The sequence below is a fragment of the Mesorhizobium sp. AA22 genome (genome assembly GCF_001672375.2).
Lineage (GTDB): Bacteria > Pseudomonadota > Alphaproteobacteria > Rhizobiales > Rhizobiaceae > Mesorhizobium > Mesorhizobium wenxiniae.
Map to the genome: position 1 here is coordinate 1,929,122 of NZ_CP048406.1, position 12,897 is coordinate 1,942,018.

Here is a 12,897-nt window from a genome sequence, read left to right on the forward strand (position 1 = left end):
TTGAGCTTGATGTCGGCGGCAAGGACGGGTCGGTTGTCGGACGCCGAAAGAAGGTGTCGGCGGTGATCCTGTCCTTGCTGGAGACCGACACGACCGGGCTGGAAATCACGTCGTTGATGCGCGGCCGGTGGGAGCCGGTTCGTATCCCCTCGATCGTTTCGCCCAATGGTATGGCCAATCTGTTCACCGGCAATGTCGAGGTGCCGATCGAGGACAGCTGGGAAGGCCAGGGCAGAGTGAAGATCCGCCACACCAACCCGACACCCTGCACCATCCGAGCGTTCACGCCGGTGTTCGATGCCGAGCCGTAGTTGAAACTGCCGATCTCCCCTTGAGGGGGAGATGTCGCCGAAGGCGACAGAGGGGGTCGGCACGTCCTGACGCAGCCTCCTATCGCGGGCGAGAACGCCGGTGCTCCACGCGGTACTACCCCCTCTGGCCTGCCGGCCATCTCCCCCTCAAGGGGAGATCAGCGGCACCGCCGTTTTCCATCACCCTCCTAAAAGGACCCTCCTGTGACCCCAATCCCCGATGACAAGCGCCGCGCCGCCGCCGCGCAAAGTGAAGCCTGCGTCGACATCGCAGCACTTGCCGACGAGATCAGCGCAAACGCCGCTTCCCTCGACGAGCGCTGGCGCATGGCCCAGTGGCTGATAGAACAGCTGCGCCAGCAATTGTTCGACGCCGATGCCTTGCGCCGCGCCATCGCCACCGCCAACAGCCAGTTCGACGCCGCCGGCGTTGCCGACCTGAAAGTCAACCTGACCGCCATCCGGCGCGCCGCCATAGCCGGGCGGCGAGCGGCAGCACCCGCTCGTCTCAGCGCGGCGGCGATCCAGGCCGACAAGATGCTTCTGTCCCTCCTCAGCCCCGGCGGCGCGCTCGACCCGCGCCCTGCGCTCGGCGCTCCGGTTGGAGGCATCACAGCTAGATTTTCGCTTCGTGGCCTAGGCCGAGGCTGACCATGTGCACACTTGCCCTTATCGGCCTTTCGGTCGGCGGCGCGCTGGTCGAGGGCCAGCAGTCAAGGCAGATGGCCGACTATCAGGCCAAGGCCTATGAACTGCAGGCGCGGGCCGATGCGCAAGCCGCGGCCTTCGAACAGGGCCAGGAGCGCCACAAGCAGGACCTCTTGCTGTCGCAGGCGCGCGCCCAGGCCGGCGCCTCGGGCGTCGGCATATCAGGCTCGCCGACCGAGGTGCTGGCCGCCAATGCCAGGCAGGGCCAGCTCGACATCAAGGCGATCCAGTACGGCTCGCAACTGCGCCAGAACAATCTGACCACGCAGGCCGCGATCTCGCGTTTTTCCGGCAAGCAGGCGGCGGCGGCCTCGATCTTTAGGGCAGGCGGCAACCTCGTGTCCGGCCTTTCCGGCATCTACGACCCGAGCAAGGCCGTGACGTTCGGCAAGAGCGCCTTTCCGCAGGCGCCGGGCGGAGGGCTTTACTGATGGCGACCATCCCCCTCCAGCTTGCCCAGCGCCGGCTCGATACCGGCAGCGTGGTTTCCTATCCCGATGGCTCGCCGATCGGCGCCGCCATGCAGGGTTTTGGCGACGAGCTCTCGGCGGTCGCCGAGCGGTTCCGGCAGCAGAGGCAGCAGCAGGACGCCTTCGACGCCGAGGTCATCGGCCGCGAGTTGAACGGGCAGATCGCCCAGGCCGAAAACGAGGCGATCCGGAATGCGCCGGCCGACGGTCGCGGCCTGCATGACAGGATGTATGGCCAGGTCGACCCGCGCACCGGCCAGGTGATCAAATCGGGCCTGTTCGACACGCTTTTCGACGGCACCCTGCCGAAAGTGCCGGAGAGCGAACGCGCCAACTTCATCATGAAAAAAGAGGCTTTAAGGCTGGCCGGCTCGGCACGAATGGCCGCACAGCAATATGCGCGCCGCCAGGACTATGAGCAGGCCGAATGGTCCAAGGCGCAGGACTCCTACACGAGCGCCATCGCGCAGAGCGATCCGGACGACACCGCAGCGTTCGAGGCGATCAGGCAGAGCGGGTTCGACTTCATCGCCAAGATGGGCAACCCGGTCGCCAGGCAAGCGGCCGAAACTGCCTGGCGCAGCAACACGGCAAAAGCGCTCGCCAAGGCGATGATCGCCAAAGATCCGGGCCGCTCTGTTGAGCTGCTTGGCGCCAAGCCTGCCGCGAAGGCCACCATCGGCGCGATCAACGGTGAAACCACCGGCGCTGAAGGCGGCACCGCTCTGTCGGCGAAAAACCCGAATTCGCCCACGTCGGGCGATGACCGCCTTGCTGATCTCAGGCCCGACGATAAGGCTGCGCTCGCCCGGCTGGCCGGCGCCTCGGTGGCGCAAAACTGAGGTCCGCAACCAGCATCGGCTGGCCTCCCAGAATGCTCCGGTGGCCATACGAGAGCGACGGATGCCTTTCTTCCAACACAGGCTTGTGGTTTGAAATTCCAAAGCGCTGATGCTATCAAAATGACAGGAACTCCAAATCCACCACACCGCCCATCCAGCTTTTCAAATGAAGGACTGACCCTATCTTGTTGCGCACAGACTCTTTTTCGACGATGGCAAGAATCGGTTTTGTAGTCACGTTGGCCTGCGTTCTGCTGCTCACTCTTCTGCCGGTGCGGTTCTTGCCGGATCTCGGCATGGCCGTCACGCTTCACGATGACAAGCTGGAGCACGCCATTGCCTTCGCCGCGCTGGCGGCCCTAGGAAGCCTCGGCTGGCCGGGACACAAGGCAAGGCTGGTTGTTCTTCTCGCCTTTACCGGCGCGGCGATCGAAGTTCTTCAGGGCGCCCAACTGATAGGGCGCGATCTGGATGGGTTCGACTGGGTAGCCGACTGCGCCGGCATGGCGTTGGGGCTGACAATCGCCGGCTGGACCAAGAGGCGCGTTGTCGGATTGCCATAAAGCGGTTTTTGCGCGCCCCTTTTCTTTCAAGGCAAGACCCCGGCTAACCCAGCCGCATCCCATCGATCGCACCTCCCGCGCCTAGGCGGAACCTTACCCAAAACCCCAGATACGCCCCGGACCGCAAGCTATCCTGAAGCGCATGGACGTCAAGGCCACATGGTTTTCGATCTGCATTTAGAGACTGGGCAGCTGAGGAAACTATTTCCCGCGTGATGTCGCAGAGATGGCCCTGGCTCATACGATCTCGAAAAAAGTGGAGGCCGCCTATCGACGAGGTGACCTTTTGGAGAAACGGCGGGAGATGATGCAAAGTTGGGCCGACTTCGTATGAAGAACAGTGTCGCCGCATCAGAAGCATGAAGGCCAAACTCCGGTCCGTCGAGGAGGAAATCGCTGCTCCTCAATACCACGCTGATCAAGAATTTTTAGGTGGTGGGCTTTTCCGTGTTGCAGGGGAGCGACAGAGCTGTCAACGGGCGTGAAAGGTTTTAATGAGCTTACCAACAGCGAATACTCGTTTCCCAAAGCGTTATAAGTAAGTTTTCACTGTCGGAAAAACTCGAAAGAGTCCGTCATTCATATTGGCATGAGAAAGCTTATTCCGAACGGTTACCAATTCGGAAGCAGGAGCTGATCGCGCGAGAAAAGTTCAAGGCAGCTGCTGCGGACATAGTCAGTGTCCTAGAGAAGACGCATCGGGGCCGTTCGATCGATCCGATCCAGGGATACGTTTGGGCAAATGTCCGAGATGGTTTGAAAAGTCATCTGCAAGATTTTGATCGAGGGCTTCCGATCATCCACGAACACCTAAGTCGGATTGCTAAACTGCCTGCACCACCGGGCAAAAAGGGCCGGCATGAGCATGTTCACATAAACAACGCGACCGCCAGGCTTTGCAGGATGTGGATAGAAATCGGCGGCAAGGCGATAGAACGGAATCCAGGAACCGTTGGAAAGGGGCGGGCAATCGAGTCGTCCATCTCGGCCCACGCCTCATCCTCGTATGTTGGCCATAGACCCCGATGCCGAGATTAGGCACGTACGGTCTGCTCTGCGGCTAGCCGCTGTCAAGATTCAAAGCCTACAAAAAATGCGCCAAACTCGGGCGACATTCTGTAGGGAGATTTTGTCGACACATCTCTCATCCAGTGCCATCCATCCGCTGCCGAAATGAAGGAGCGAGGTGTGATGAGGAAGGATTTGAACAGCAACGGCTACTTGCGCTTGGGGATGTCATCGGCCTGACGGGCTTTGCCCATCGGTCGCTCGAATTGGTAAGGGCGGATCGCCAACAAACGCGCCCCCCGCCCCGTCAAATGCGGGCGCCTTAGCTTGTGGCGGATCCCGACAGTGAACGGCTGCTCCGAGATCCGGATGGCTACTTCGATGCTCCGATGAGGAGGCTACCAAGTGATCTTGACCCGCTATCCCCAGGCCCCCCGACGGTTTCGTCGAGAGGGTGGTGATCTGGAATCGCTACCCGTTGCCTATTCCGGTTTGACCGAAATAGTGTCCCACGTTACCGAGCAAATCCCAGAAGCCGGTGATGAAGTGGCGAGTTCGGCGTGCCCGTCCGTGTCCACGGCTGCTCTGCGCGATGCTCTGGCAGAATGCCACAGCAAGCGCCACCCAGCTGTTGGTGCGTAGTTGGAAGGAGAAGGTGCACTCGTTTGTACCTCCCTACCGGCTCTACGGTGAAATGCTGGCGGGCGGTTCTGCTGCAGTCGACCACGTAGTGGGCGACGACTTTTTCCAGGCAGACAGAGAGCGCGCACCATCCGCCAAGAAAATAGCACTCATCGCGATCACGGTCTTCGTCCGGCCGCACCTGAAGACCAGTCGGCCTGCAGCGACTACGCGTGTGTGCTTGAAAATTGCCCATGCCGTACAAGTGCCGCCAGACGCGCTTGCAGAGTAGCTTCTTGCAACGACGCTGAGCCGTTGCAAGCGCGCAATTCGCGCCAAACGCAGGACTGAGAAGCTCGATCGTGCCGGCCCGTCAGCTGTTGACGAAGCACTGCAGAGGTGCACAGTGCACTCGATGAGATCGGGGCCACTAGCCTTAACGTAACCAGCCGAGAGACAGAGCGGGGCTTGGAGCAGTTCGTAAAGTTTCAATGCGCCTTGGGTCAAGTCGACCAGAACGCCCCTGCCACGAATGCTGGGCACCGCTGCCCGAGTTGCTCCGGCAGCTCGCTGATCGGTTGGAGAAAGCGTTTGTTCCTCGCACAGGAGACCCTAATGAACAGCCTCCAGGATCGTTCTGCAGCGGCTGCGAAGTCAGATGCCCGTGTGCTGCGGCAAGGCTTGCGAGGCTTTCGCGCCACGGGGTCGATGAGCGCCTTTGGCGGCCCCTGGAACGGTGTGACGGTTCCAGTTGTCCAAACGCAGGCTGCAGCGCAGGTTGTACCTTTGGCGAACGCCGTGAGATCAACAGGCTTATACGTCAGACGAGGGGCGCTGTTGACTCGAACGTGGCAAACTCGACATTTCGTGACGACCGTTGATCCGCAGTACTTTCTCCTACCCGGCCGTTTGAATGAACTGTCGGTAAACGGAATGCTTCACGGAGTTCGTCGGCGCGTACGCTTGGCGCCTGCACGCAACATGGGGCGGCAAAAAGCGGCCACTGCGGCCCCTAAAAGTTCACCGCCATTGCCGCCGAAACCTGCCCGTGAATAGTCGTCGTTCGCAATTGCGGTGAGGGGAAGAACGAGAGACCAATGAGGGGACTTTGTTTTGACGCACGAAGCAATTGAGCAGACGTGCACTGATTTGTTGGGTCTGACCGCGGACATTGTCGCGGCGTATGTTCAGAATAACGCGATGCGGTCGTCGGTCTTCCCGATTCGATCGCCAGCGTCAATTCTGCGTTGTCGGGCCTAGTCCAACCGGCCGCGGCATCGCCACCAGTAGTTGCTCCGGCCGTAAATCCCAAAAGTCGATATTTCCCGACTGGATCGTGAGCCCGGAGGACGGACGCAAATTCAGGCCTGCTGGGAATGGCACCTGACAGTACAGAGCCAAGTGGATTTGGCGCGCGGACTATCCTACGGTCGCGCCGACATATGGGCCGAGCGGCTTGCTCTTGCCAAAGCCAGCGGTCTTGGCCGCAAGGCGACAGCGAAGCCCCGCCGAAGAAAGCCGCAGCAAAGAGGAAGCTAAGGCATAGGTGGGGCGCATCAGAGTTGGCAGCCGGCAAAGGCTGAGGGTCAACAGAAGCGGGGCGTCGGATCGTTCAAGCTGCCAGATGAATGCGGTTGCGCCCGGCATCTTTGCTGCATGGAGGGCGGACCAGCATGTCGGTTACGGAATCGCCCGCTTGAGCCGTCGCAATACCTGCCGAGAGCTGTTTTGGACTCCGACCGTTCCATAGGTGATCTTGAACTACGAATAGCGGCTGGCAGGCATCCATCGCGGTGGCGAGCAGCGGCGGGTGACGAAAAATAGCGTAAGCGACGCATTTGGCACCTTCTCAGGGCCGATGACAAATTGTTTCAGGTGCGTTGAGAAGCGGCTCCCCTTAAGGCACACCTTATCTCTTGTCCCTCCGATCAGATCTTTGTTTCTTAAATTCTGGAAAACTTGCGCTTTTCCCACTCGCGTAAAAACTTCCCTGTGGATATTCGGATTGTGACGATGCGGCGCCGTATTCGTTTGGCGGCGGTTGAGTAGAAGTAAGCAACTGGGCTTCGGGGGAATCATGAACAAGTTGCTGCTTGGCGCGGCTTTGCTTGCCGCTGGCGTTATTGGTGTCGATACATCTTTTGCCTCTTATATAAGAGGCTCCGCAGGGATGGCGGCTTTTGCGCAGGAGGCGCAAGGGTCCTCGCCTGACCTTGGCGCACAGTCGGGCGGCGGTTTCGGCAATGGCGGGGCAGCGCTTGGCTCGGGCTCCGGCACGGATGATGCGGGCGCGCCCGCATCAAGTGCGACGGGAGATGCTGCGCCGGCGACCGAGGCTCCAGACGCGGCGGCCGAGGTAGGGACGACAGATCAGTCGACCGACACAGAATCCGCCCCAGAGGAGCCAGAAGCAGCAGAGGCCGCCGTGGCGGCCGAGACAACCACCGAGAGCGGTGACCCCGAGGCGATCGGCACGCCGAAGGTGGATTTGCCGAAGAGTTCAGGCAACGGCAATCTGGGTTATGCCATCGGCATCGATGTCTCCGCCTTCCATGGCCTCGAGCCGGCGATCGCGCTCAACTACAATTCGTCACGCAAGACCAAAACCGGCGGCCTCTACCAGGGCTGGCTCGGCTATGCCTGGGGCCTTGACGGTTTTGACGTGATCGAGCGGGCGAGTCCGGGCTATGGCATGCCGGTATTCGATGCTGGCGACGTCTATCTGCTCGACGGGCAGGCGATGGTCGCCTGCGTGGCCGGCATGGTGTCACCCTCCTGCTCGACCGGCGGTACGCATGCGACGGAGAATGAATCCTATCGCCGCATTGCGCTGAACAGCACGACGAACGAATGGACGGTGACCGATCGCGACGGCACTGTCTCGACGTTCCGCTCGGTGGCTGCGGTCGCAAACCTGACGCCAACCGCCGGTACACCGGCATACGATCTGGCCCAAAACTACCGTTGGCTGCTGACCTCTGTCACCGGCACCAATGGTAACAGTGTTGCCTATACCTACACCTGCCCGGCAAGCCCGGTCTGCTACCCCGATGCCGTCAGCTACAATGGCACCGTGGTAAAATTCTATCTGGAGACGCGGCCCGACCTGATCCTGATGGGCAATGGCCGCGACATCTCCGAGACCAGCCAGCGCATCAAGGCGATCTCGGTCACGGTCGGCGGCGCACTGCGCAGCGCCTACAGGCTGACCTACGACCAGGCGCCGTTCTCCAACGCCTCGCGCCTCACCCTGGTCACGCGCTTTGGCTCCGACGCAGCGATCGCCGCCGACGGCACCATCACCGGCGGCACCGCAAAGCCACTCGGCCAGATGACATATCAGAACACCGATGGGGTGTATGGAAGCGTGGCGCTATCAATCACCCCGGGCCTAGGCGGCATCACAAGGCCGAGGGACGTCGGAGATTTGGATTCAGACGGCCGGGACGAGATTTTCGGCGATTATATCCAGAAGGTAACCGTAGGATCCCCCCAGGACCCCTCGTACGCGCTGAAGCGAACCAAATATATATACAAATTCAATCCCAACGGCACACAGGGCGCAACGGTGTCGCTCCTGCTCGACACGTTGCCTGGTTCCAATACCGATCCAAATCCGCCTGGATATTTCTCACGGCTTGGGCGCTTTGTTGCAACCAAGGACACAATGGATTTTGCGGATTCGGCTATCAAGACCTCCGTCAGCGGCGCCACTGGCCGCGTTACCTACACTGCGACCAGATCGATCATCAAGACAGATGCTTCGCTCGGGTTAACCAAAGCGGCCTGTGTGCCAACCGGCTACCAAGCCGTTTGCGATGCTCTGCCAGTTGAAGGCCCGGAGGTATCCTCGGCATCCATAGTGACGGACGCGGATGGTGACGGAATCGACACGCTCAACCTCAAGAATGGCGGGCAGATAGTCGGTGTGGGCGATTTCCTTGGTAACGGCCGGCAGCAGCCGCTCTACTGGGGTAGCGGCGGAACGATAAAAAAGGGAACGCTATCGAACGGTGTCTGGCAGAGCAGTGGGTCTTCGTTCGGGATCAGCTGCCCGTCAGAGCACTATTCGGGCGAGGGCACGTGCGTTTTTGCCGACGTCAACGGCGACGGTGCGGCGGACGTTTTCCGCTACAACGGCATTAATGTCAGCACCGGATTGTGGCTGTCGACCGGCATTGGGTTTAAGCGCTACGACATCTCCTCAATGTCGGGGACGACGGCGGTCCTTCGCGATTTCGACAATGATGGACGGTTGGATGTCATTACCATCGGCGGGACCATAACAAGTCAGCCGGACAGGACCGGCGCGGTCAGGGTCTTCTCGTTGCAGCCGTCTTCGACAGCTTATGCGCCGGTGCAGTTTACGCTGCCGGTTGCGATGAATGCCGGGACGTTGAGCGGCGACTTCAACGGGGACGGCCTGCCAGACTTCACCAAATACGATCACATGTTGATCTCCAATCCTGGCCCCGGCAACCCGAACCTTCTGCGGTCGGTGGTGACGGAGCTCGGTGGGACGGTTGCGGTGGAGTATGCGCCGTCGTCGACCTGGACGAACAATTATCTGGCGCAGGTTGTGCATCCGGTGTCGAAGCTTTCGGTCGGTGACGGGCGCGGGCAGACGGCGGTGAGCTCTTACACCTATGCCGGCGGCAAGTACGATCCGGCGGCACGCAAGTTTTTGGGCTTTGCCTCGATCATCGAGACCAGGCCGCTGGCCAATGGCGAGACGGTGGCCTCGACGATCGAGACCACCTATAGGCAGGACCTGGCGAGCTACGGGCTGCCGTCGCTGACGCTGTGGAAGGATGGTGCCGGCGTCGTGCACAAGCAGGTCGCCGAGACCTATGCGGTTAATCTGGCGGCAAAACCCTACACAGTGCAGAACACGGCGACCGACACCACGGCGAGCGAGAACCTTTCGCGCACGCTGCGGGTCGAGCGGAGCTTCGACGCCTACAGCAACGTCACTGAGATCAGGGACCATGGCCGCACCGACGTCAGCGGCGACGAGACCTGGACGGTGGCGAGCTTTGCGCCGAACACGACAGCCTACATCGTCTCGCTGCCAAGCAGCCAGACGACCCGCTCGGGAATGGACACCAGCTTTCCCTATGTCAGCTATGAGGAGACCTACTACGACGGCAACACCGGCGCCAATACGACAGCGCCGCTCAAGGGCAACGTCACCCGCAAGCGCGGCTTCTCCGATTACTACGCAACGCCGCAGAAAGAGGTGAACCAGTATTTTGCCTACGACAGCTATGGCAACAAGGTCTCGGACGCCAACGGTCTCGGTCACCAGACCGAGTGGGTCTATGACGCGACCTATCACCTCTATCCCATAACGCAGCGCTCACCCCGCTACTTTGCCACCGGCGGCCAGGGTGCGGACACGCGCTTTGTCTCCTCTGCCACCTACAATGCGGTATGCGGGCAGCCCTCGACGAAGACCGACCTCAACGGCCTTGTGAAGACCTACACCTATGATCCGTTCTGCCGGCCCTATCAGGTCTCGCAGAGCATCACCGGCGCCTATGCCAAGACGCGCTTCGAGAACGAGGGTAATCCGGCGACACAGGCGCTGGTCCAGCTGACGCCGCTGCCCAATGGGGCGGGCGAGGACTTTGTCCGCTCCTATTATGACGGGCTTGGCCGGGTCTATCGGGTGGAAACGCCCGGCGAGACGGCGGCCGGACCAAAACGCATTGCCGACACCGAATACGATCTGCGCGGCAATGTCTTGCGCACAGCCTTCCCGCGCTTTGTCGGCGAGACGGCGCAATGGACGACCAACAGCTACGACTGGGCCGACCGGCTGACAAAGACGGTCTATGCCGATGCCAGCCAGACGATTTTTGCCCACAGCCTCGACAGTAGCGCAGGCACCAATCCGCGGCTCAGTGTGGTGGTACAGACCGACCAGATCAGTGCGACGGCAACGCGTCAGTCGAAGACCGTGTCCTCGACGCGCGGCGATGTCGTGCAGGTGGTTCGCGATCTTGGCGGCCTTAATCTGACAGAGAGCCGTAGCTACGACCTTTTGGGCCGGCTGATCGGGGTCAGCGATCCCGGCGGCTCGACCTGGAGCTACAGCTACGACATGGTCGGCAACCGGTTGACCGCCTCCGATCCGGATCTCGGCACCTGGTCCTATGTCTATGACGGCGCCAACCGGCTCACCAGCCAGACGGATGCCAGGGGTACGGTCACCACTTTGGCCTACGACCAGATGGACCGGCTGACGCTGAAGACGGCAACCGCTTCCGACGGCAGCCCGGTGACGCTGACCCAGAACAGCTACGACCAGGCAGCGGCCGGCTTTTACAACATCGGCCAGCTGACGACATCCACCAATCCGTCGGCCACGCAGAGCTTCAAGTATGACGGCTTTGCCAAGGTCGCCCGCCAGGACGCCACCATCGGAACGCTGACCCACACCACGACGAACGTGCGCGATGCCTCGGGCCAGACGCTGGCGACACAATATCTGCCGGTGCAGCTCGACTTCGGCACGTCTGCCGCCCCACTGCAATACACCGCCGCTAACAAGCTGCTCTCCGCCTCCGGCTTCATCACCTCGACCCTCTATGAGGCCGATGGCCAGACCAAGGAAATCAGTTATGCGAACGGAGTAAAAACCTCCTTCACCTATTCGCCGACCCGCCGCTGGCTGACCCGGGTCACCACGGCCAAGGGTGCTGCCGTGTTGCTCGACAATCAGTATGCCCGTGACCTCATCGGCCGCATCACCGGCACGACCGGGCTCACCGCTTCCGACAGCTGGACCTATGGCTATGACAAGGCCGACCGGCTGACCTCTTCCGACAATCTCGGCGACAACACGCTCGACGAGACGTTCGTCTATGCCGCCAACGACAATCTGATCTCACGCACCCGTGTTGCCGGCACCTATGTCTATCCCTCGGCGAGTGCTGCTCGTCCGCATGCCCCAACATCGGTCGGCGCCAAGACGCTCGCCTATGACGCCAACGGCAACATGACCTCCGACGGCACCAGGACGCTGGCCTGGGACCAGGCCAACCGGTTGAAGACGGTCACGCTCGCCGCCAACACCGTGTCGCTGTTCTACGGCCCCGACGGCGCACGAGCCAAAAAGTCCTCATCCTTCGCCACCACGCTCTATCCCGACGCCTCCGTCGAGATCGATCCGGCGACACCGGGAGCAGAAATCTACACCCGCTATCCCCATGCCGACGTCAAGGTGACCGGTGCCACAAAAGCCTTCCTGCACCGCGATCACCTGGCTTCGGTGCGCCTGGTCACCGACGCAACCGGCGCCATCACTGAGGCCACCAACTACACCAGCTATGGCGAACGCCTCAACACCGGCTTCCAGACGCAGAAGTCCTATATCGGCGAGCGCTTCGATCCCGAGACCGGACTGCTCCACCTCAATGCACGATACATGGATCCCGTGCTGGGAAGGTTCATCTCGCCGGATGACTGGGATCCGACCAAGGAAGGTGTCGGCACCAATCGATACGCCTATGCCCAGAATGATCCTATCAATAAAAGCGATCCGAACGGACATCAATCCACTAGCGACCAGACTGACCCTGGAGTGCGATCGGACATGGAAAGTGTCGTTAGTGACGCGCTGCGCGACTATGACAAAGGACTCATAACTGCCGAAAAGCGCGATGCCATAACTAATTGGGCTCATTCTAACGTAGCTGCAATAGATATGCAAAAGGAGGCGATGACCCAAGCAGTTGGATTTGATTTGTACAACCGCGCTGTAAGTGCTAGCGAATTTGCCGATGCAACCGCGCAGAATCTTCAGACGGCTGCTGGCGCCGCGGTAGTTGGAAAGAGTGTACTATCAAATTCTGATCGCACTATCTCAAAAAACAATGTTTCCAAGGTTGAGGAAAATACTCCGAAAGCAATCGTCCCGAATCGTTCTAGGCGCCCCAGCGTCGAAACCCGCCGTCAAGCCGACCAAGCTGCGACCGACGAAAACGGCAACTTTAACTGCAGCTATTGCGGTCAACCTATGACAACACAACCGGGCTTGCCTAGTTCACGAGAGTATGATCATGTTAAAGCTTATGCGAGAGGTGGGGATTCGACAATCGGCAATATTGTTTCTGCGTGTCTGACCTGCAACAGAAGTAAAAGCAGTAAATCTTTAAGTGAGTGGGGAGGACCCAGATAATTTCACAAGATAAATTTGGCGGGCACCCAAGGGTTTACGCATGCATTCACGTTATCGATCGATCGCGCCCTGTGCTACTTGTAAGCAGGCCGGAGGGCGATTGGTGCTTCCTCTGTGGCGAGCTTCATGACGATACGGCCTCTTCGTACAAAGCAATTGGGGTGAATCACGTGATTGATCAGGATCCGA

The 12,897-nt window shown here is 60.3% G+C and carries 7 protein-coding genes and 1 pseudogene; 7 read left to right on the top strand and 1 reads right to left on the bottom strand.

Translation table 11 applies throughout. The annotated features are described in order from the left end of the window. The first annotated feature begins 62 nt into the window (after window positions 1–62). The 4 genes from A9K68_RS09530 to A9K68_RS09545 all read left to right on the top strand — a co-directional run bounded on the left by A9K68_RS09530 (window position 63) and on the right by A9K68_RS09545 (window position 2,331). On the top strand, window positions 63–311 hold the full coding sequence (locus A9K68_RS09530; RefSeq protein WP_246811331.1) for a hypothetical protein: 249 nt from the start codon (window positions 63–65) through the stop codon (window positions 309–311). A 204-nt stretch (window positions 312–515) separates the two neighbouring features. Beyond that, a complete protein-coding gene (locus A9K68_RS09535) occupies window positions 516–962 on the top strand; it encodes a hypothetical protein (RefSeq protein WP_245497251.1) in 447 nt (148 codons plus the stop codon). 2 nt (window positions 963–964) lie between these two features. Then, complete coding sequence (locus A9K68_RS09540; protein WP_065009043.1) at window positions 965–1,450, top strand: hypothetical protein; 486 nt, start codon at window positions 965–967, stop codon at window positions 1,448–1,450. Next, window positions 1,450–2,331, top strand: coding sequence for a hypothetical protein (locus A9K68_RS09545; protein ID WP_203546895.1), 882 nt, complete (start codon window positions 1,450–1,452; stop codon window positions 2,329–2,331). Before A9K68_RS09540 ends, A9K68_RS09545 begins: the two co-directional genes overlap by 1 nt. Window positions 2,332–2,446: 115 nt before the next feature. Here the strand turns inward: A9K68_RS09545 and A9K68_RS09550 are convergent, their stop codons facing one another. Next, entirely contained in the window at window positions 2,447–2,629 is a 183-nt protein-coding gene (locus tag A9K68_RS09550) for a hypothetical protein (RefSeq protein ID WP_163602971.1), read from the bottom strand. Here A9K68_RS09550 and A9K68_RS09555 point away from each other — a divergent pair. From A9K68_RS09555 to A9K68_RS09565, 3 genes and pseudogenes are all read left to right on the top strand, one after another. Next, the gene (locus tag A9K68_RS09555) at window positions 2,628–2,894 is read left to right on the top strand and encodes a hypothetical protein (protein ID WP_246811332.1); all 267 of its coding nucleotides are present in this window, start codon (window positions 2,628–2,630) and stop codon (window positions 2,892–2,894) included. The two genes, A9K68_RS09550 and A9K68_RS09555, sit on opposite strands and share 2 nt — an antisense overlap. A 158-nt stretch (window positions 2,895–3,052) precedes the next feature. Beyond that, window positions 3,053–3,228: pseudogene (locus A9K68_RS31635) on the top strand (integrase); the annotation flags it as partial. A 3,372-nt stretch (window positions 3,229–6,600) separates the two neighbouring features. After that, the gene (locus tag A9K68_RS09565) at window positions 6,601–12,708 is read left to right on the top strand and encodes an RHS repeat-associated core domain-containing protein (protein WP_082982456.1); all 6,108 of its coding nucleotides are present in this window, start codon (window positions 6,601–6,603) and stop codon (window positions 12,706–12,708) included. The last annotated feature ends 189 nt before the right edge of the window (window positions 12,709–12,897 follow it).